At 49.7% G+C, this 20,071-nt stretch carries 18 protein-coding genes and 1 pseudogene; 9 read left to right on the top strand and 10 right to left on the bottom strand.

Annotation, left to right across the window (positions count from 1 at the left end; translation table 11 throughout):
- The 7 genes and pseudogenes from CRO74_RS31950 to CRO74_RS10885 all read left to right on the top strand — a co-directional run.
- Positions 1-114: pseudogene (locus tag CRO74_RS31950) on the top strand (NAD-dependent epimerase/dehydratase family protein); the annotation flags it as partial.
- A gap of 55 nt (positions 115-169) precedes the next feature.
- Positions 170-1,117, top strand: a complete 948-nt coding sequence (locus CRO74_RS10860) for a glycoside hydrolase family protein (RefSeq protein WP_097126101.1) — start codon at positions 170-172, stop codon at positions 1,115-1,117.
- A gap of 111 nt (positions 1,118-1,228) precedes the next feature.
- Positions 1,229-2,053, top strand: coding sequence for a hypothetical protein (locus CRO74_RS10865; protein ID WP_097126102.1), 825 nt, complete (start codon positions 1,229-1,231; stop codon positions 2,051-2,053).
- A 70-nt stretch (positions 2,054-2,123) separates the two neighbouring features.
- Positions 2,124-3,092 (top strand): glycosyltransferase family 2 protein, encoded by a 969-nt coding sequence (locus tag CRO74_RS10870; protein WP_097126103.1) that lies wholly within the window; start codon positions 2,124-2,126, stop codon positions 3,090-3,092.
- A gap of 76 nt (positions 3,093-3,168) precedes the next feature.
- Entirely contained in the window at positions 3,169-3,957 is a 789-nt protein-coding gene (locus CRO74_RS10875; RefSeq protein WP_097127067.1) for a TauD/TfdA family dioxygenase, read from the top strand.
- A gap of 157 nt (positions 3,958-4,114) precedes the next feature.
- Entirely contained in the window at positions 4,115-5,089 is a 975-nt protein-coding gene (locus CRO74_RS10880; protein ID WP_097126104.1) for an aldo/keto reductase, read from the top strand.
- A gap of 30 nt (positions 5,090-5,119) precedes the next feature.
- Entirely contained in the window at positions 5,120-5,890 is a 771-nt protein-coding gene (locus CRO74_RS10885) for a glycosyltransferase family 2 protein (protein WP_097126105.1), read from the top strand.
- 95 nt (positions 5,891-5,985) lie between these two features.
- On the opposite strand, the gene CRO74_RS10890 is transcribed toward CRO74_RS10885, so the two are convergent.
- Entirely contained in the window at positions 5,986-6,747 is a 762-nt protein-coding gene (locus CRO74_RS10890) for a cupin domain-containing protein (RefSeq protein ID WP_097126106.1), read from the bottom strand.
- 45 nt (positions 6,748-6,792) lie between these two features.
- A complete protein-coding gene (locus CRO74_RS10895; RefSeq protein ID WP_097126107.1) occupies positions 6,793-7,236 on the bottom strand; it encodes a hypothetical protein in 444 nt (147 codons plus the stop codon).
- Between the two features lie 53 nt (positions 7,237-7,289).
- Between CRO74_RS10895 and CRO74_RS10900 the strand changes: the two genes are divergently transcribed.
- Positions 7,290-8,261 carry a YheT family hydrolase gene (locus CRO74_RS10900; RefSeq protein WP_097126108.1) on the top strand — a complete coding sequence of 324 codons (972 nt, stop codon included), beginning with the start codon at positions 7,290-7,292 and terminating at the stop codon, positions 8,259-8,261.
- Between the two features lie 66 nt (positions 8,262-8,327).
- Here CRO74_RS10900 and CRO74_RS10905 read toward each other — a convergent pair whose 3' ends face one another.
- The 6 genes from CRO74_RS10905 to CRO74_RS10930 form a co-directional block, all read right to left on the bottom strand.
- On the bottom strand, positions 8,328-9,203 hold the full coding sequence (locus CRO74_RS10905; protein ID WP_097126109.1) for a MerR family transcriptional regulator: 876 nt from the start codon (positions 9,201-9,203) through the stop codon (positions 8,328-8,330).
- A gap of 160 nt (positions 9,204-9,363) precedes the next feature.
- Positions 9,364-10,764 carry an MBL fold metallo-hydrolase gene (locus tag CRO74_RS10910; RefSeq protein WP_097126110.1) on the bottom strand — a complete coding sequence of 467 codons (1,401 nt, stop codon included), beginning with the start codon at positions 10,762-10,764 and terminating at the stop codon, positions 9,364-9,366.
- A 56-nt stretch (positions 10,765-10,820) separates the two neighbouring features.
- Positions 10,821-11,618 carry a sulfite exporter TauE/SafE family protein gene (locus CRO74_RS10915; RefSeq protein WP_097126111.1) on the bottom strand — a complete coding sequence of 266 codons (798 nt, stop codon included), beginning with the start codon at positions 11,616-11,618 and terminating at the stop codon, positions 10,821-10,823.
- Between the two features lie 106 nt (positions 11,619-11,724).
- Positions 11,725-13,233: an APC family permease gene (locus CRO74_RS10920; RefSeq protein WP_097126112.1), complete on the bottom strand. Its 1,509-nt coding sequence runs from the start codon at positions 13,231-13,233 to the stop codon at positions 11,725-11,727.
- Between the two features lie 167 nt (positions 13,234-13,400).
- Positions 13,401-16,490, bottom strand: coding sequence for a protein translocase subunit SecDF (secDF, locus tag CRO74_RS10925; RefSeq protein WP_097126113.1), 3,090 nt, complete (start codon positions 16,488-16,490; stop codon positions 13,401-13,403).
- Between the two features lie 138 nt (positions 16,491-16,628).
- Entirely contained in the window at positions 16,629-17,012 is a 384-nt protein-coding gene (locus CRO74_RS10930; RefSeq protein WP_097126114.1) for a hypothetical protein, read from the bottom strand.
- A 161-nt stretch (positions 17,013-17,173) separates the two neighbouring features.
- On the opposite strand from CRO74_RS10930, the gene nadC reads away from it, so the two are divergent.
- On the top strand, positions 17,174-18,007 hold the full coding sequence (gene nadC, locus CRO74_RS10935; RefSeq protein ID WP_097126115.1) for a carboxylating nicotinate-nucleotide diphosphorylase: 834 nt from the start codon (positions 17,174-17,176) through the stop codon (positions 18,005-18,007).
- 90 nt (positions 18,008-18,097) lie between these two features.
- On the opposite strand, the gene CRO74_RS10940 is transcribed toward nadC, so the two are convergent.
- Both CRO74_RS10940 and CRO74_RS10945 read right to left on the bottom strand, forming a co-directional pair.
- Entirely contained in the window at positions 18,098-18,457 is a 360-nt protein-coding gene (locus CRO74_RS10940) for a hypothetical protein (RefSeq protein WP_097126116.1), read from the bottom strand.
- 251 nt (positions 18,458-18,708) lie between these two features.
- Positions 18,709-19,689: a pyruvate dehydrogenase complex E1 component subunit beta gene (locus CRO74_RS10945; RefSeq protein ID WP_097126117.1), complete on the bottom strand. Its 981-nt coding sequence runs from the start codon at positions 19,687-19,689 to the stop codon at positions 18,709-18,711.
- Between the last annotated feature and the right edge of the window lie 382 nt (positions 19,690-20,071).

The following is a 20,071-nucleotide window of genomic DNA, read 5'->3' on the forward strand; positions in this document are numbered from 1 at the left end:
GACCTGAGCAAGTTCAAGGCGCACTATCCGGGCTGGGACTGGACCTTTGACCTGAAGGAGACCATGACCCAGATTCACGACAGCATGGTAGCCCGACTGGCTACCAATCTTTAATACATGTTGGCCGGATACACGTATCTGGCCGACACACATCTTTTACCTGAATTCAATGACTTGGCATAAAAAAGGACTGGTTTACAAGCCCGACGGGTCAAAGCCGTTCAGCCGTACCCACGCACAGGTTCCCTTTGGTTTCCCGATGCAGGACAAAGTGCGGGTTTATTTTTCTACCCGCGACGAACATAGTGCATCGGCTGTATCGTTCGTTGAGTTGAATCCGGACAATCTGTCGGAGGTGACGTACGTACACGATAAACCTTGCCTACAGAAAGGAGCCGTTGGTATGTTTGACGAAACCGGGACCATGCCATCCTGGTTTTTACCGGTGGGAGATGAGATCTGGCTGTATTATACCGGTTGGAACAAAAGCGAAACGGCCAGCTATCGACTTTCAATTGGCTTAGCCATCAGTCGCGACGGCGGCCTGACGTTTGAGCGCAAGTACACCGGTCCCCTGCTCGATCGTTCCATATACGATCAGGTCTGGATAGCGCAGCCCTGCGTAATGCGGGAGGAGCAACCTGATGGGTCGATTCGCTGGCGAATGTGGTATTTATCCTGCACAAAGATTGAGGTGATCAACGGGCACCCGGAGCCTTTCTACGATGTTAAGTACGCGGAATCGGAAGACGGGATCGACTGGAAGCGTACCGGTCATGTATGCGTAGGATACGACGAATTTACGGATGCCATTGGTCGGCCAACGGTGTACAAAGACGGCGATCTGTACAAAATGTATTTTTCGTTCCGCAACGCAACCAACTACCGCACCGATGTTGAACGAAGCTATCGGATTGGCTATGCAGAGTCGAAAGATGGTATAACCTGGGAGCGGAAAGACGAACTGGCCGGTATCGAACGGTCGGCGGAAGGCTGGGATTCGGTCATGATGGACTATTGCCATATTTTCAAACACCAAAACCAGTGGATTATGTTATACAACGGAAACGGGTTTGGTGCATCGGGTTTTGGCTATGCAAATCAGCCCGCGAACTGACCAGAATCAACAAACGGCCCGTTGTATTTTCTCTGGATACCACCCTACTTTGTGACAAAAATTAATCAATTGAGAACAAACGCGGCAATCGCGCATTGACAAGTTTTCTTTATGAAAGAAGTTGCAAAATACCTGATAAAAGTCGACGCTGAGTTTAAGGATGGACGGATCGTTCCTGAAATTCCTTATGAGGAGGTAATGCGGTTGGTCAACGAGCCAAACATCGTTATCATCAAAACCGGTATCCCGGAAACTACGCTTCGCAGCGTCATTACCACTACCCGGGCCTGGGCTGACAGCACTCCGCTAGCCGAAGGACCGGATACATTCGATAACAATCAGCATAAGCAGCGGCTGCACATCGCCAAAATCCAGCAGGCACCGCAGTTGTTTCACGACCATACCTTCGATGCTCTTCTGGACCTCGACGAGTCGACCAGACAAACATTGCTGAGCGTTTTTAACCCAATGCGTCAGTTTTGGAATGATCTGACCGGCAACAACGAAGAATACGGAATCCGTAAAGGTCAGCCGTATTTCCACCCGCAGGTAACGCATTATCCCCTGGGCGGCAGTTTCTTCGGTCGCCACTGGCACCCGCTCAATCCGCAGAAAGTAGGCACCATTCTGGCACTCAATCAGTATGGGAAAGACTACACATCGGGAGGAACCGGCTACGTTATCAACGACCATATCGTTGAAACAGAAGGCTATCAGGATATGGGCGACATCATTCTGTTCCGGTATGATCTGCCTCACTGGGTTAGCCCGTCGAGTTTTGCCGACCGCTTCAGCTGGGACGATCCGGCTGGTCGCTGGGTAGCTATTTTGCCTTTCTACGACCCCTGGGCAAAACCCGCCGACAAAGATGAACCACAAGGCTGGAAAGCACAGATTCAAACAGCCAAAAACACTTCTCCTGAAGTGGCTGTTTAATACTTCATTCACGGTTTTGGGTAGTTATATACACTAATGGCTACCAAAACTGATTGATTACTCGTTCTTTATGCCGAAAGTAAGCGTTCTGATCATTACCTATAATCAGAAGAATTTCATCCGTCAGGCCATTGACAGTGCACTGGCTCAACAAACTACGTTTCCAATTGAAATTTTAGTTGGCGATGACTTCTCGAAGGATGGAACAAGAGACATTATTCAGGAGTATGAGCGCCAGCACCCCGGCCTGGTGCGGGGTATACTGCACCCGCGTAACATGGGTAAGAATGGGGGTATTAACTTTCTGGAAACACTGAAACTGGCCCAAGGAGAGTATTATGCCCTGATGGACGGCGACGATTATTTCACCGACCCGCTCAAGTTGCAAAAGCAGGCCGATTTGCTCGATGCACACCCGGATTATTCGATGGTATTTCATAACGCGCTGATTACGTATGAAGATGGTAGTCCGTCGCACGTGCTCAACGGGCCTGATACAAAGCCGTTTTTTACCATCGAAGACTTGATTGGAGAGGACGAAATCTGGTTCATGGCCACGTCGAGTACCATGTATCGAAACTCAATTAAAGAATATCCTGCCTGGTTCAGCGAATCGGTTAGCGGAGATATCCCCCGGCTGATCCTTAAAGCCAAAATGGGTAAAATAGGCTATATCCCCGATGTGATGTCGGTGTACCGAAAAAACAAGAACGGAGCCAGCTTCTCGGATAAGTATGACGATGCTGTTTTTCTGCAAAACCGGATTGATATGTATTCGAATATCAACCGCGAATTGAATTATCAATACGATGATTTGTTGAAAAAAAATATAGCCCGCTACTATCGGATGATGATGGGAAGCCATCAGTACAGTACCAATTATTTGTCGAAGTTGGGGCTGGCTACCAAGTATTATTCACTGGCGAAACCAACGTGGTCCGATTTCAAAAAGATTGTTTTTGAGCACCTTACGCCACTTAGTCTACAGCGTGCCTATGGAACAGTAGCTATAGGCTTGCACCGTATGCTAAATAATTGATTATCTGGGGGGAAGTGATTTGTTCAGCCACTAGACTTTGTCTACTTTGTGTCTTCCTAACGAAATGGAAGACGCTATGAACTTTTTCAGACAAGTTGTCTATACTACCCCAGACCAAACCATTCAAGATGTAAAAGAAGCCGTTCAGACAAACAAACTGGTTTTTCTGTCGGGCTTTCGTGAAGATTTGCCCGTACACGATTTTTACAGCAAGCTATCTGAAACCATTGGCCGTATCCATGCCGCCGATGAAGATCTTGCCACCGGCAAAATGACCGGAAATCGCTGGATTGACATTACGTATGATCCGCAAATTCCCGATCGGTACCGCTCCAGTAATACACGTCAGCCATTGCATACCGACGATTCGTACGTAGAACTGGGTGACGAAGAAGCCGTAAATTTTTTCTACTGTGCTTCAAGAGCCAAAATTGGTGGAGCAACCACCTTCTTCGACCTGCCCGATCTGGTTGAATGCATGAAACTGGATGGGCAGGAGGCTTTGCTGGACGAACTGATGGCTACCGATGTGGTTCATGCCAAAGGGGGCGCCCGCAAAGTGCGGAAGATCATTGATAAAGATGGCGAAGGGCATCTGGCCAATTGGAACTACTTCTGCCTGTCGCGGGAGGAGAACTCGCCGGAAGTACTGAACCTCTGCGAGCGTTTTCACCAGTTCCTGGAGTCGCGGATCATGAATGCCGGTGTCATTCTGCCGGTTCAGCTACAGAAAGGGGAGGCCGTGTTCTTTCACGATGATCGGGTGCTGCATGGCCGGAATGCGTTCTTTGCCGAGTACCCTGGTCAGCGTAGTCTGATCAAAGGAAAAATCATCATTACACCAGCCGCCGAGGCTGTATTTTGAGCCTATGCAAAAATTTACAGACTAAGACTTTTCTCAGGGTTGATAAAATCGCCGAAAGAGAGAAGCACTTCTTTAGACTAACTACAGTCTGGTTGTCCGTAAGCCGTTGACTACAGTCGGTAGCTTGGGGACGACCAGACTGTTTCATTACTTACTTATGCCAGTTTCCATAAACGAGCAGCTTACATCCCGACTGGGGTTTGGCACCTGGCAGTTTGGTGGCCCTAACATCGTAAACGGTAACCCAACCGGCTGGGGCCAGGTAGACAAAACAGAAGCCATCCGCGCCGTACATGCCGCCCTGGATGAGGGCATAAACTTCTTCGATACGGCCGACAGCTATGGCCGGGGTCAGGCCGAAACCATATTGCGGGAAGCGTTTGCTCAAAAGTCAGCGACTAATACCCTTATCTGTACCAAATTTGGTAATCGACAAACACCGGCGGGACAGCCTGTACAGGATTATAGCGCGGCCTATCTGACCGAAGCCGTAGAGGCCAGTCTGAGTCGGCTGGGTGTCGATACGCTCGATATAATGCTGTTGCATAGCCCACCAGATGCGTTCGACTGGTCGACCTACGACCCTAAACCGTTTGACGATCTGGTTCAGGCGGGAAAAATTCGTTCCTACGGGGTTAGCTCCCGGTCGATATATGGTGCCAGGCGCGTAATGGAGGCTGGCTTTGGCAATGCGCTGGAAGTTATTTATAACGCACTGGATAGTCGTGCCGAAGGCCTTCTCTTTACCGAGCCCAACGCCAATGATTATTTTTTCATTGGCCGGGTACCGCTGGCTTCCGGTTTCCTAAACCCGGCCTACCTAACTCAGGACCCTGTTTTCTCAACCGACGAGTACCGGCATTATTTGCCCGAACGTGACCGGAACTGGCTCCTTGAGTCTATGCGTAAACTGGCTTTTTTAAATGAGGAGCCCGGCGGAATGGTAATTTCTGCTTTACGATTCAGTTTATCCAATGACGCCATTGGCGTCGTTATTCCGGGAATGCGAAACGAGCGGCAGGTTGCTGCTAATCGCCAGGCCGAAGAATTGGGACCGTTAGCCCCCGATTTTCTGGCTCGTATTCGGCAGGCTGTTCCTGATGTGGCCGAACATTGGAAGCCTAAAGCCTAGCTTTCCCAACTGTTATTTTTATTTTTACGTATGAAATTAAGCGTCGTCATCCCTGCCTATAATGAAGAAGAGTCGTTGCCACCTACTCTTCGATCCCTCTACCAGACGTTGGCAAAACACGGAATTCCTCATGAAATCTGCGTTACAAACGATAATTCGAAGGATGGTACGCTGAAAATACTGGAGCAACTGGCGGCTACTGAAATTCCGACGCTGGTTCATTTTACCAACCCCGGCCCGAATGGATTCGGTTATGCCGTTCGGTATGGTCTGGAGCGTTTTTCGGGCGATTGTGTGGCCGTCTTCATGGCCGATTTGTCGGATGATCCGGAAGATCTGGTCCTGTTTTACAATAAGATGCTGGATACGGGCGTCGATGCGGTATTTGGTTCGCGGTGGATAAAAGGGGGTAAAGTGATCGACTACCCACCGCTGAAAAAATTCATCAACCGGATTGCCAACTTCATTGTCCGGATGGTGATGGGAATCAAATACGATGATACCACAAACGCCTTTAAACTTTATAAACGGGAGACTATCGAAGGCGTCAAGCCATTTCTGGCCCCTCATTTTAACCTCACGGTGGAGTTGCCGTTAAAGGCTATTGTACGGGGCTACTCGTTCGATGTGGTCCCCAATAGCTGGACAAATCGCAAGTACGGCGAATCGAAACTGAAGATTAAAGAAATGGGTAGCCGCTATTTCTTCATTTTAATGTACTGCCTCATTGAGAAGTATTTTTCGCAGGGGGACTTTCGCAAAAAAACACCCGCATCGGCACCGCAAACCGTTAGTCGCTAATAGTCGTGGGGTTGCTTTTTTTAGTTGAGCGTATGTTCTCTTCACTATTTTACGCCATCATACAGTCCGATTGCAACGACGGCCGGGAATAACCCCTAAAATTGAACAGATACATACGTACAGTCCTCTCCATGAAGCGGGCTAATGCCGTGCGCTACCTCCGATTCAATAAAGATGAGGTCTCCGGCCCGAGCTTCTTTCGACGTTCCGTCCATGCGTACCTGAACCGGATGGTCAAGAATGAGGAGAAGTTCAGCCGCCCGGTGGGTATGGACTGGCTGTTCTGCCCGACCGGCGTTAAGGGTTGTCATCTCTATGGCGACGCGGCTGCTCATAATGGTTGGGTATGGTGAAACGCTGCGGCTGCTTCCGCGCTGGTCAGTGGTAGCTGCAGTTTCCTGCCAATCGACCCAAAGCGATTCACCCAGTAGCCGGTACAAATCCAGATCAGGCATTTCATTGGAGGTGTACCGTATCTGGTAATAGGTGAGAGGCTGAGCAGCTTTGTTGGCAATCTGGTACTCATCGCCGGGCATGATCATACTTACACTGCCGGGGAGTAGTGTTTTGCGTTTCTTTTCAAGTGTCAGCGTTAACTCTCCTGATTTAACGAGCAGAATAGCTTCTTCGTCAAGCTGTTGAATGGGCTGGGCGGGGCGGTTAGCCTCTAGCGTTATGGCTTGAATGATAAAGTGAGAAAAATCACGGGTGTTGCCTTCTGCCAAGGTTCGCTCCTCGTAGCCAGTCTGAGGGGGCGTAGATGAATGACTAAAGGAGTATACATTAGAAAGAATTACCTGTGGAAAGGCCAGGCCAGGAGCCAGAACAATTATCCAGAGGAGCAGGAAGGGTTTCATTGATACTGTATAGGCTAAACTTAATTGGTTTATGAACCTGGCGGTTTAGGTAAACATTCCCTTCAAACCCGGAATCTGATAAAAAGCAAGTGTTTGCACAACGGCCCATACTATGGCACTAACAAGCATATAAAGCACCAGCCGCCACCGTTTAACACCAAATGACAGGGCCAGAATGGTGCCGCCAATTGGCGTTAGGATCAGCGGGGTTAGAAAAGCGATACCCGCCATTCCGGAACGTTTCCAGATACGGATGGCCATGCGGGTGCGTTTGGTAAAGCGTTTTGGCGTAGATTTCCGGTAGCGTTGCAAAAGGGTCTGTAAAGCCGCTCCCGCAAACGTAACGATCACTACACTGATCATCATACCCAGCGCCGTACAGATGGTCGTTTCAAGCCAGCCCAGGCCCAGGGCCGCGCCCGAGATGGGCCCGCCCACAAATTTTATGGTGCTGGTAATAACGACAGAAATGTATTTGGCAAACTGCATAGCTATAAGATGTGGTGAAACAACACCGTAAATGTATTCGTTGTTCAGTTAATATGCCGCTCATTCATTCGCCTTATCCCGGTCCACCCGCCTATCAGTACAATGGTCACCTGCAAACCATCATTCCCAGCCTGACACGCAAGGTTAGCGGGATTCCTTACGAACGCGAACGCCTGACGTTGACCGATGGCGATTTTGTTGATCTGGACTGGATCAAAGCTGGGCAAAGCCGTCTCGTTGTCCTGACACATGGGCTGGAAGGTGATAGCAATCGGCAATACATTCGGGGAACGGCCAAGTTATTCGCCCAGCATAACTACGATGTACTTGCCTGGAACTGCCGGTCGTGTAGTGGCGAAATGAATCAGGCTTTCCGACTCTATAACCACGGTGAAATTGGTGATTTAGGCGAAGTAATCGAACACGCTTTACTAATAAAGCGGTATCAGGAGGTTGTTCTGGTTGGTTACAGCATGGGCGGTAATATTACCCTGAAATACCTTGGCGTACACGGAAACCGTCTTCCCGATGTCATCAAAGCTGGTATTGCCATCTCGGCTCCAACGGATCTTGGAGCCAGTGCCGGACTGCTCGACCTGCCGTCGAACCGATTTTACCGCAATCGATTCATGAAAAAGTTGCTGGTCAAAATTGCCCGGAAAGCGCAGATGTTTCCGGGTCGGCTGGATATGAGCAAGATTCGGCAGGTGAAACAGTGGAAAGATTTCGATGAGTTCTTTTCCGCACCGGTCAATAACTATCGGGATGCCGATGATTTCTATACGCAGGCTTCAGCGGTTAATTTCATGTCGGCCATCGCTGTTCCTGTGCTCCTGCTCAATGCCCAGAACGATCCATTGCTTTCGCCGGAATGCTCGCCCGAAGAATTGGCGAAATCTCATCCGTATGTTTTTCTGGAAACGCCCCGAACGGGTGGACATGTTGGGTTTCAACTCGGCCGGGACCCGCACACCTACGCCGAACGGCGTGCACTTTGGTTCGCGCAGGGTTTAGGAAACACCTGAAGTCCTGCCTGCATATTATTGCACTTGTAGCCTCAATCACCAGTTTACAAATGAAGCCCAGGCCTCTTAGTGACTGGCAAGGCGCATCAGGTCATTGATCTGGTTGATGATTTGGGCGTTTTCCGGCGTCTCAATATCCTGCCCAACTACCTGATAGCCCGTTAACAGAATTTGGGAATCAGGGAAAGCCTGCGCCAGTCGATTCACATAGGGCTGCACCTCATGGTTGGATGGGACCGATGTCAGAACTGAGAAAACATAATCCGGTTTATACAATGAGTGGCCAAATACCAGTTCGTTGAACGGCAAACTCTGGCCCAGATAGATGACTTTGTTACCGCGGCAGCGGATGATGTAGTGCGCAAATAAAAGGCTTATTTCATGAAATTCGCCTTCAGGCAAAAACAGCATGTATTTTTTGCCGTTACTCGCTGTTCCGGACAACCCGTCAATGGCAACAATCAATTTCTGCCGGATCAGGTTGGTAATAAAGTGCTCCTGCGCCGGACCTACCGAACCCGTCAGCCAAAGAGTGCCAATGCGACTCAGGAAAGGATAGACGATGTTGATCATCGTATTCTCAAAGCCAAACTGACTGATGTTGGTACTGATGATTTTTTCGAACCGGTCTTCGCTCAGATCAAGCATCGAAATGGTCAATGCATGAATCTGGTCGGGATAGTTAAGTTGCCGTTCAGAAATCTTCACTACTTCATTGCCCAGTTCTTCAGTCGACAATTTTGCGATCTCCGAAATTTTGTACCCGTGATCCTTTAACAGTGAAATATTCAGGACGCGCTTCAGGTCTTCATCTCCATAAGAGCGAATATTGGTATCGGTTCTGTCCGGCGTCAGAATCGCATAGCGTTGTTCCCAGATGCGTAGCGTATGGGCTTTGATTCCCGAAAGCTGCTCTAAATCTCTGATTGAATACGTACTCATAGTCGTAACAAGTAATAAACAGTCAACGAAGATAAGAAAATTTTGTTTAATCTTTTCTCTATATATGTTAAACAGAGTGTTTCTTTACATCAATGACAGGCTTGCTGACTACTGCTAATTGGTTCATAGCCAAAGCAACACTGAAAGTATATCGAAGTCATCACAAGACAGGTGCCCCGCTTGACACAGCAACTGCTGTCTTCCGAATAGCTGCCAAACCTCCCTCTACGTTTATAACGTTGTCGAACCCCCGCGCTTTGAGGATTGAGTTTGCCACCATGGAGCGATACCCTCCGGCGCAATGTACATACAGTGGCTCGTTACGGGGGACTTCAGCCATGTAGTCGTTGACGTTGTCGAGTGGTACGTTGCTGGCTCCGTCAACGTGTTCTGTAGCAAACTCGGTTGGCTTTCGTACATCGATAATCGGTATATGTGGGTTCTGCTGCCATCTAGCGGCAAATTCCTCCGCCGATATAGACTCAATCTGGTCAACTTCTTTTCCCGCCTGTTGCCAGGTAGAAAAGCCACCTTCCAGAAAGCCGATGCAGTTGTCGTAGCCAACCCGAGCCAGCCGCAGGACGGTTTCGCCTTCCTGACCGCCAGGGGCAATTAGTGCAATAGGCTGCGTTAATTCTGGGATCAGCGCACCAACCCAGGGAGCAAACTGTCCATCAAGACCGATGTTGATTGAATTCGGGATAAACCCTTTGGCGAAATCTGCAGCCTCCCGAACATCCAGAATAAGCGATCCCGTTTCATTTACGGCCGCTTCGAAGGTATCGGGCGAAAGGCTCTGGCTACCCCGCTGCAAAACGCGGTCGATGGATTCGTAACCTTCTTTATTAAGTCGGGCGTTTTCGGCGAAGTAAGCAGGGGCGGGGGTCAGGCCATCGAGTACTTTCTCAATAAACTCCTCCCGCGATTTAGCGCGGAGGGCGTAATTGAAACGTTTTTGATTCCCTAACGTATCGGTTGTTTCTTTACTCATGTTCTTGCCACAGGCCGATCCGGCCCCGTGAGCCGGATAAACGATCACATCGTCCGGAAGCGGTATAATCTTGGCATGAAGGCTGTCGTATAACATGCCTGCCAGGTCATGTTCGGTCAAATCTCCTTTGATAGCCAGGTCCGGCCGACCAACATCGCCGATGAACAGGGTATCGCCGGTGAAGATGGCGTGGTCTTTTCCTGTTTCGTCGATGAGCAGGTACGTTGTTGATTCGGGTGTGTGGCCGGGCGTATGCAGTACTTTTATGGTCACATGGCCAAGGGCAAAGGTTTCGCCATCCCTGGCGTGATAAGCCTCGTAAGTGGTATTGGCGTTGGGGCCATACACAATCGTAGCGCCCGTTTTTCGGGCTAAGTCCACATGGCCGGATACAAAGTCGGCATGGAAGTGGGTTTCGAAAACGTACTTTATTCTTGCGCTCGCTTTATCGCTTTTTCGGATGTAAGGCGATGTTTCCCGAAGTGGGTCGATAATGGCCGCTTCGCCATTACTTTCAATGTAATAAGCGCCCTGGGCCAGACAGCCCGTGTACAGTTGTTCGATGATCATGGTGTAACGCGGGTGAAAACCCGCCACTATAAATTAAATCGCGGTTTTAACCCGCGTTAGAATATCTCCCGGATAAGCATATAAACTGCTACCACCAGGACAAACCAGCCAAAGCCTTTTTTGAGCTTATCGGGTGGTACGAACTGAGCCGAGTACATGCCAATGAAGATCCCGATAATGGATAAACCCGTAAAGGGAAGCAGAAAATTCCAGTCAAGCTTCGTATGTTGAATATCACCCATAAATCCAACGAACGAATTGACCGCAATGATCAGTACGGAGGTAGCCACGGCTCTGGGTATGGGCAGACCGGCCATTAACACCAGCATGGGCACGATCAGGAAGCCCCCGCCCGCGCCAATCGTACCCGTCAATAAGCCAACCGCCAGGCCATCGAGCGCCAGACTACCGTACCGTGGACGCCCATCGGCGGCTTCGCCCTGCTCCGGGCGGTCGTTCTTGATCATGGCGCGGGCAGCAATGACCATTACGACGGCAAAGAAGTACAGAATGGCCTCACTTTTGGATAACGTAAACCGCTCGAACTGAAAAAGCGGGTCGGGCAGGGCTGGAACCAGAAACCGCCGACTCAGATAGACGGATACAAATGACGGCAGCGCAAACGCAGCTGTTACGCGTAAGTCGACCTTCCGATGCCAAATGTGGTTCAGCGAACCGACCAGTGAGGTAGAGCCAACCACAAACAGCGAATAGGTAGTGGCCAGTACGGTAGGCATATGAAAAACGTACACGAAAATAGGTACGGTCAGGATGGAACCGCCCCCACCTGCTAACCCAATTACCAAGCCAACAACAATGGCCGATGCATAGCCAAACAACTCCTGTTCACTCATTATGAGGCAAAACTACATTTGTTTAGTCTATAGACTAATAAAAACGCCCTCTAATAGATGCATTAGAGGGCGTTCAATGAAATTCTACCTAAGCCAGTTGATTAATTTACTGGTGATCTTCAGGTTTATTGAGATGACTATGTTTACGGCTGTACAGGAAGTATACGACAAGACCGAGCGAACACCAGATCAGGAACGAGATTTTAGTATCGGTCCGCAAGTTATACATCAGGTATAAGTTTGCCAGGATGCCCAGCGTAGCCACGACGGGTAAGGCCGGGGTTTTATAAGGCCGTTCCAGATTAGGCTCCCGAACACGCAACAGCCAAACAGCTCCGCAAATCATGGCAAACGCCAGCAACGTACCCGACGAACATAGCTCCGACACTTTATCAATAGGAGTCAGCGCGGCAACGACCGATACAATGCCACCTACCAGAATCGTACTCTTCCAGGGCGTTTTAAACGTTGGGTGAATAGATGCAAACAGGTTTTTCGGTAATAAGCCATCTTTGGCCATACCCAGGAAAATACGTGTCTGACCAAGCATCATTACCAGCATAACTGACGTCAGACCGGCAATGGCCGCTATCGTAATCAGGTAAACAGCCCAAGTCAGTCCCTGGTCGGCAAAAGCCTGTGCTACCGGTGCTTTGAGGTCAAGAGCGTCGTATTTCACCATACCGGTCAGGACAAGCGAAACCAGAATATAAAGGACGGTACAAATAATGAGCGATGCGATAATAGCGAAGGGAACGTCTTTCTTTGGGTTGATGGCTTCGCCTGCCTGGGTCGAAACGGCATCGAAACCGATATACGCAAAAAACACGATACCGGCAGCGGTTACAATCCCGTTGAAACCATAATGCTGCTGTCCACCTTTGTCGATAACCGGCTCCGGAATGAACGGTGTCCAGTTGGCGGCATCGACGTAGAATGCACCGGCTACGATTACAAAAATGACCGTGGCTACTTTCAGGATTACAATGGCGTTGTTAGTACTGGCAGCTTCTTTGATGCCTTTTACCAGTACGTAGGTTACGCACCAGACAATTAAGAAGGCTGGCAGGTTGACAGCAAACGAAAAATCAGGGATGTTCTCGCCAGCGGCCCGTAGTTTTTCTGCTTTCTCTTGGGCTGTAACGGGGTCGTTCATCAACCAGATAGGCGGATTGATGCCAAGCAAATGGAGTAATTTTTCGAAATAACCCGACCAGCTTACGGCAACGGTTGTGGCCCCCATCATGTATTCAAGAATGAGGTTCCAGCCAATAAGCCAGGCGAAAATTTCCCCTACCGTACCATAAGAGTAGGCATACGCTGAGCCTTCTACCGGCAGGATAGACGCAAATTCGGCATAACAAAGAGCCGCAAATGCACACGCCACTCCCGCCATAACAAACGCCAGTGCCAGTGCCGGCCCCGCCCATTCGTTAGCTGCTATACCGGTGAGCACGAATACGCCCCCGCCAATAACAGCGCCAATGCCAAGCGAGGTTAGTGACCAGCGGGTTAATACACGCTTAAGTTCACTCTTTTTCATGTCTGCCTCATAAGCCGCTAAAGGCTTTTTGCGCCAGACACTGGTATCAACAGGTTTTAGTTTGGTTTCCATGCAGGATGAATTAGAGTTTGGTGATTGTGTCGTTTAGGGAAATAATCTTAAGCAATCAGGCGAAATATACGAAATATAATGAGCGAATGATTGAATTAGCGAATGGGAGAATGGCAGGTGGCCATTTCGCATTCATTAATTCAATCATTCGCTCATTCAAAATTAACCTAGGACTGCGAAGGACGGATCAACGGTTTTTTGTCTTTCTTCTCCTTCTTCGCCGTAAACTCTTCGGGTGTAGCCGGAGCGGCACTCGTGAAATCAGCCGGAATGGCATCGAACCCGGTTTTCTTCTCGGCAGCAATGGTTGTAGTTGGCGTGATCGTTTCTTTTTCCTGAGCACTAGTCAGGGCATCAACCACAATTGGAGTGGCCACGAACAAGGACGAATACGTACCAACGATAACCCCGATAAGCATGGCGAACGAGAAACCACGGATGGTTTCACCACCGAAGATGAACAGGACCAACAGGACCAGAATGGTTGAGAAACCGGTTACTGCTGTGCGGCTCAGCGTGCTGTTCAGGGCGTTGTTAATAATTGTAGCGATGGTTTCTTTCTTGCCTTTGTTTTCAGCCAGATACTCACGTACCCGGTCAAAAACAACAACGGTATCGTTCATGGAATAACCCATAATCGTGAGCAGGGCTCCCACAAACGCCTGGTCAACGTCCAGCGAGAACGGCAGCAGGCCATTGAAGATGGAGAAGATAGCCAGGATGATCAACACATCGTGGAACATGGCCACAACGGCTCCATATCCAAAAGCCAGCTTCTTGAAGCGGATCAGGATATAGACGAATACCACAGCAACCGCCAGCAGGATAGACCATAAGGCCGAGGTCAGCAGGTCGTACGCGATGGTCGGACCAACTTTCTGTGAACTTTCTATCTTAGCCGGATTGCCTTTAATTGCGCTCAAGCCCTGATAGATGGTCGCTTCAGCTTTCTTGTCGGCTCCCTGCGAATTATCGTCCACCAGATAAGGTGTCGTTACTTTCACCTGATTGGCACCAATACCCGTACCACCGTAGGTTTTCACCTCGGGCGATCCGCCTAAAACGGTTTCCAGCGAGTTGCGCACATCTTCTGTACTAACAGCCTGCTCAAAACGAATTACATACGACCGGCCGCCTTTGAAGTCAACACCGAGGCCAAATCCTTTGAAAACGGCGGAGATGATACCCGCTGCGATAATAATGGACGAAACGGTGTAATACAGTTTCCGGCGCGATACGAAGTCGAAGTTAGAATCGGCAAACAGATTCTTCGCCCAGGTTGAGCTGAACGACAGCGTTTTGCCATTGCGGATGTAGTATTCCAGCAACAGACGGGTGATGAAAATAGCCGCGAACAGGGATGTTAGAATACCGATGATGAGGGTAGTGGCAAAGCCCAGAATTAGACCTGTTCCGAAGATGAACAGAACGATACCCGTCAGGAAGGTCGTAACGTTGGAGTCGATAATTGACGAAAGCGCGTTCTGGAAACCATCCGTAACCGACTGCTTGAACGTCTTACCCAGCGCCATCTCTTCTTTAATCCGTTCGAAAATCAGTACGTTCGCGTCAACGGCCATACCAATCGATAATACGATACCGGCAATACCCGGCATGGTCAGAACCGCTCCCAGCGAGGCCATTACGCCCATCAGGAAGAATAAGTTGACGATCAGGGCGATGTCGGCAATAAAACCGGCGCGGTTGTAATAGAACACCACAAAGGCCAGTACCAGTAAAATACCAATGATCGACGAGAGTACACCGGCGCTCACGGCTTCTGAACCCAGGGTAGCACCCACTACGCTCTCTTCAACGATGTTGGTTGGGGCAGGGAGTTTACCGGCCTTCAGGACGTTGGCCATGTCTTTGGTTTCTTCTACGGTGAAGTTACCCGAGATGCTCGAACGACCGTTCGGAATTTCGTTCTGTACGTTTGGCGCAGTGTATACCAGGTTGTCCAGCAGAATAGCTACCGGCCGACCTACGTTGGCGGCTGTCAGGTTTTTCCATTTACGGGCACCTTCGGGGTTCATGTTCATGGTCACCTCCGGACGCCCACGATCGTCATAGTCATTAGAGGCTTCGGTAATCACATCACCTTCGAGGGGAGCGCGTCCACCAGCTTTCTTTAGGAAATAAAGAGGCAGAATTTCTTTGCCATCCGTTGCTTTGAATGTCTTCCGATCCCAGGCAAAAAAAGCATCGGCCGGGAAAAGACCTTTTACTTCGGGTGCGTTCAGAACGGCATTAGCCCGGGCAGTATCTTTCAGGTAAACACCTAGTTGATCCTGACCAACAGGCAGGAATAACTGAGTCAGTGCGGTGCCCTGTGCCGAAGCGGCTGCCGTATCGTTTTTCGCCGTCGAATCTTTCTTGCTTCCTTGCGCCAGCTGCGACTCAAGGCTCGATGCACCTTGTGCGGCTGAACCCGTTGCCGGTGTTGTGGCGGTTGTTTTCAGAGCTGCTTTACGAGCGGCTTCCTGGCTGAGCAAATACGCGCCCATGCCTTCGATAGCCGGAGCCAGTTCGTTCAGGCGGTACACTTCGGTAAATTCAAGTTTAGCGGCACCGGTCAACAGGCGACGAATACGCTCGGGGTTATCAACACCGGGCAGCTCGATCTGGATACGGCCCGAACCCGGTAATCGCTGGATGTTCGGGTTGGCAACCCCAAACTTATCGACCCGCGCCTGGATGATCTGGAACGCCCGCGTCGTAGCGCCGTTCACTTCGTCGTTCAGCAACTTCCGCACTTCGGTGTCCGACGATTGGTAGTTGATTTTGCTGCGGTTTGCGCTGGTAGCAAAAATAGAGGCAAGCTTAGTGTCTGGAGCCAGTTTCTTAAACTCACCGGCAAACAGATCGACAAAGCTGGTGCTGCTGGTTTTCTGATCTTCAACGGCCAGCTTCAGAGCCTCGTTGAATTTCGGGTCGCGGTTGTTGCCCGACAGACTGCGAAGAATATCGGCAGGCGACACTTCGAGCACAACGTGCATACCGCCTTGCAGGTCGAGGCCAAGGCCAAGTTCGCGCTCGGTAACTTCCTGAAGCGTGCTCCCCAGATAAATAGGCTCTTTCCAGAGTGAATCGAGATAGTGTTGCTTTTTGGTGCGATCAACTACGCCCTGTTTGTTGGTGGCATAGGCTTCGGCATCGGCTTTAACGCCCCGCGAGACAAACGTGAACGACAGGAAATAGATGCAGATGGCTGCAATAACGCCTGTCAGAATGATAATTCCGGTTCTGTTTTGCATTGGTTTACACAGGCCACGCCCGTGATTTGGCTATAAGTTACTAGGATAAGAAAAGATGGAGCCAGCGTAAAAGCATAGCTTCGGGAAATGAACAGCGGGTTCAGGTCAATCGACGATCAATGACCTGTTCTGTGTAGACTAGGGTGCGTTGGTGGCAATATGATGCCCGAACACATGCCTGAAAAAGGAGAAATAAAAATGCGGTAAGGTGAAAAAGCGTAGCAACGGAACGCTCAGCAGCAATAAAATGAGCAGAGCAGGGGCGGGCAGCAGAAAGGCACTCTGTCCCGACTCGCCCAATTGTGTGGCGGGAGTAACAACGGCTTCGAACTGAGCCGCACTCAACTTCGCCGATTCGGGGGCATCTGTCGCTTTTCCCGATTTAGCCTGTTCCGCAACCGCTTTGTGCACTACAGGTGCTTTTGCCTGCGTCACATTGCCATGCCCCCAAACGGCTGTAAACAGCAGCAGGGTAGCCAGCACCAGGCTGGAAAAGCGTTGTATGACACGGGGTTGCTTCATATTATTCCTTAGCGGATGACAAATTTCGTACCATTTTTGATGGAATGCAAGTGGTACGAAACAGGATTTTAAAATGTTGAATTGATCGCTCCTGGTGTCAGCCCTTGAAGACCTTGACAAAGTAGAACCAGCCGTCAAAAAAAATCTAGTACCTTGCGCTCATGAATCTACACGAGTTTATTCAGTTGGCCCTTGCCGAGGATGTCGGCGATGGCGACCATACATCTTTATCGACTATTCCGGCCGATGCGCAGAAGCGCGCCCGGCTGCTGGTGAAAGAAACGGGTATCCTGGCGGGTGTCGAGGTAGCTAAAGCCGTATTTGCCGAAGTAGACCCCAACTTTGTGGTGGACGTTCTTCTGCACGATGGAGCCGCCATCACCCCCGGCGATGTGGTGCTGACCGTGAGTGGGAATGCCCGGAATATTCTAACTGCCGAACGCTTGGTGCTGAACTGCATGCAGAGGATGAGCGGCATTGCTACGCACACCCGCGAACTGGTCAACCTGCTGGAAGGCACACGCGCCAAACTCCTGGATACGCGCAAAACCACGCCTAATTTCCGGATTTGTGAGAAAATGGCCACGAAAATTGGTGGTGCCGTGAACCACCGGTTCGGGCTTTACGACATGATTTTGATCAAAGACAATCATGTCGACTATGCCGGCAGCATCGAAGCGGCCATTACCAAAGCCGTGACCTATTTGACGGACACGGGCCGGAATCTACGCATTGAAGTAGAAACCCGAAACCGCGCCGAGGTAGAGGAAGTACTCCGGGTAGGACAGGTCGATGTGATCCTGCTGGATAACTTCGCTCCCGATGAAATACGGGATATGGTGCGGCTGATCAACGGTCGCTTCGTCACGGAAGCTTCGGGTGGCATTGATGAAACGAATCTACGCGCCTACGCCGAAACGGGTGTCGATTATATTTCGTCCGGTGCGCTAACCCATCAGATCAAAAGTCTGGATTTAAGCCTGAAGGCGTATTAGTTATTAGTTATTGAGTTATTGGTTATTGAGTTGTTCGCTATTAGCAGATTGTTACGCATTCACGAATAACGAGTAACCATTAACCAATACTCATTTTGCTGGGTTCTCATCAATGCCTAACCGGGGTAGAGCCGGGTTGAGGACGCGGGGAACAACTTTGACCCGAAAAACGCGGGCACCCGCTACGTTAAAATCACAGCTGTAAAAATCCCGCTGCTTCACGCCCCGATACACCGCCGTGTAATTGACCCTGGGTGGCCAGTTATTAAACGCCAATTCAGCTGTAATGGCATCCACCGCTTTCCGAAGATTAGAGAAGAAAATGACCGTTGGCTCACGCTGACGTAACGTCGTTAAGGTCCCAACATGCTGAATCGTGACTTCGTAAATAATACGGCCACTTTGTTTGAGAATCGCCCTTTTGGGCGCTTTTTCAGGCAAATCGTTCATATATATCAATAATACGAAAAACTATTTGATTATTTTTCAAGGTCAAAACTAATTCAGGTACAACTTGGTTTTACCTACAACTATGCAAGATCAATCTGCCCGGCCACGCTCAAGCGGCCGGGTATTTTTGTTTATTACGCCTTATAAAGTCGTGTTAAGATCAAGCTGATTAACTCAGTTTGTTAAAATCAGGCGAACAAAAAAGCGTCGACCTGGCAGGCCGACGCTTTTTTCTATAGAAATCAGTACGTCTATTTCTTATACATCACCGTTTCTACCGCTTGCAACGTACGCTTTACGTTCGGTAAAATGGCTTCGATAAGGGTAGGTGCATAAGGCAACGGCAAGTCCATGCTGTTGACCCGAACAACGGGCGCATCCAGATAATCAAATGCGTTCCGCTGGATATTGTAGGTCAACTCCGACGAAATGGCGGCTAATGGCCAGGCTTCTTCAACGATAACGCAGCGGTTCGTTTTCTTAACCGATTTGATAATGGTAGCATAGTCGATGGGGCGAACCGAGCGCAGGTCGATCACTTCCGCCGACACACCGTTCTTGGCTAGTTCATCGGCAGCCGCCAGAGCTACTTTCATGATCTTGCCGAACGACACAATCGTAACGTCGTTTCCTTCCCGAACAACATTAGCCTGGCCAATCGGAATCAGGTATTCTTCTTCCGGAACCTGGCCTTTATCGCCGTACATCAGCTCCGACTCCATGAAAATGACGGGGTCGTTGTCGCGGATACACGACTTGAGCAATCCTTTCGCGTCGTATGGATTTGACGGAACGACCACTTTCAGACCGGATGTATTGGCAAACCAGTTTTCGAAGTTCTGCGAGTGCTGTGACGACAGCATCCCGGCATTACCCGTTGGTCCACGGAATACAATGGGGCAGGAATACTGGCCACCCGACATCGACATAATTTTAGCTGCTGAGTTAATGACCTGATCAATCGCTACGAGCGAGAAGTTGAAGGTCATAAACTCAATGATTGGCCGTAGTCCGTTAATGGCCGATCCAACGCCAATACCGGCGAAACCAAGCTCGGCAATGGGGGTATCAATAACCCGCTCAGGCCCAAATTCATCCAGCATTCCCTGACTGACTTTGTAAGCTCCGTTGTATTCAGCGACTTCTTCGCCCATCAGATAAACTTTCGGATCCCGGCGCATTTCTTCCGTCATTGCCTCCCGCAGGGCTTCACGGAATTGTATTTCTCTCATAATGAGTGCGTTGATTGCATTTGGTTACTCGTTCGGGTCTGGTTGGTACGTGAACGAGATGGCAGAAAAAACGGTCAAAATTAGGCAAAATGCCCTGATTCATCAAATTGCTTTTCAGGCTTCTTTTGTGAGCACCAACATCGGCCTTAAATGAATCCCGGCCTATCATGATTTTCTGGCTCAGGACGGCTTCTGTTACACGTAAAAACGGCTGGCAAAATCAGGAGGCTATCGTTGTATTCACAGAAATTAACGATTTATCGAGGGCAGGATGCAACTAATCCGCCCGTTTTCCCATCCCTTGAAAACAGTCAGCCAGTTGGGCAACATGTTAAATTTCCATAACGACATATATCCTTGCCTGGAAGCCACATAGCTTTGC

The sequence above is a fragment of the Spirosoma fluviale genome (assembly GCF_900230225.1).
GTDB lineage: Bacteria > Bacteroidota > Bacteroidia > Cytophagales > Spirosomataceae > Spirosoma > Spirosoma fluviale.

What these genes read in the sequence shown, in the direction of transcription:
- CRO74_RS10860 (WP_097126101.1), top strand. Translation starts at nt 170, where the DNA reads ATGACTTGGCATAAAAAAGGACTGGTTTACAAGCCCGACGGGTCAAAG.
- CRO74_RS10865 (WP_097126102.1), top strand. Translation starts at nt 1,229, where the DNA reads ATGAAAGAAGTTGCAAAATACCTGATAAAAGTCGACGCTGAGTTTAAG.
- CRO74_RS10870 (WP_097126103.1), top strand. Translation starts at nt 2,124, where the DNA reads ATGCCGAAAGTAAGCGTTCTGATCATTACCTATAATCAGAAGAATTTC.
- CRO74_RS10875 (WP_097127067.1), top strand. Translation starts at nt 3,169, where the DNA reads ATGAACTTTTTCAGACAAGTTGTCTATACTACCCCAGACCAAACCATT.
- CRO74_RS10880 (WP_097126104.1), top strand. Translation starts at nt 4,115, where the DNA reads ATGCCAGTTTCCATAAACGAGCAGCTTACATCCCGACTGGGGTTTGGC.
- CRO74_RS10885 (WP_097126105.1), top strand. Translation starts at nt 5,120, where the DNA reads ATGAAATTAAGCGTCGTCATCCCTGCCTATAATGAAGAAGAGTCGTTG.
- CRO74_RS10890 (WP_097126106.1), bottom strand. Translation starts at nt 6,747, where the DNA reads ATGAAACCCTTCCTGCTCCTCTGGATAATTGTTCTGGCTCCTGGCCTG.
- CRO74_RS10895 (WP_097126107.1), bottom strand. Translation starts at nt 7,236, where the DNA reads ATGCAGTTTGCCAAATACATTTCTGTCGTTATTACCAGCACCATAAAA.
- CRO74_RS10900 (WP_097126108.1), top strand. Translation starts at nt 7,290, where the DNA reads ATGCCGCTCATTCATTCGCCTTATCCCGGTCCACCCGCCTATCAGTAC.
- CRO74_RS10905 (WP_097126109.1), bottom strand. Translation starts at nt 9,203, where the DNA reads ATGAGTACGTATTCAATCAGAGATTTAGAGCAGCTTTCGGGAATCAAA.
- CRO74_RS10910 (WP_097126110.1), bottom strand. Translation starts at nt 10,764, where the DNA reads ATGATCATCGAACAACTGTACACGGGCTGTCTGGCCCAGGGCGCTTAT.
- CRO74_RS10915 (WP_097126111.1), bottom strand. Translation starts at nt 11,618, where the DNA reads ATGAGTGAACAGGAGTTGTTTGGCTATGCATCGGCCATTGTTGTTGGC.
- CRO74_RS10920 (WP_097126112.1), bottom strand. Translation starts at nt 13,233, where the DNA reads ATGGAAACCAAACTAAAACCTGTTGATACCAGTGTCTGGCGCAAAAAG.
- secDF (WP_097126113.1), bottom strand. Translation starts at nt 16,490, where the DNA reads ATGCAAAACAGAACCGGAATTATCATTCTGACAGGCGTTATTGCAGCC.
- CRO74_RS10930 (WP_097126114.1), bottom strand. Translation starts at nt 17,012, where the DNA reads ATGAAGCAACCCCGTGTCATACAACGCTTTTCCAGCCTGGTGCTGGCT.
- nadC (WP_097126115.1), top strand. Translation starts at nt 17,174, where the DNA reads ATGAATCTACACGAGTTTATTCAGTTGGCCCTTGCCGAGGATGTCGGC.
- CRO74_RS10940 (WP_097126116.1), bottom strand. Translation starts at nt 18,457, where the DNA reads ATGAACGATTTGCCTGAAAAAGCGCCCAAAAGGGCGATTCTCAAACAA.
- CRO74_RS10945 (WP_097126117.1), bottom strand. Translation starts at nt 19,689, where the DNA reads ATGAGAGAAATACAATTCCGTGAAGCCCTGCGGGAGGCAATGACGGAA.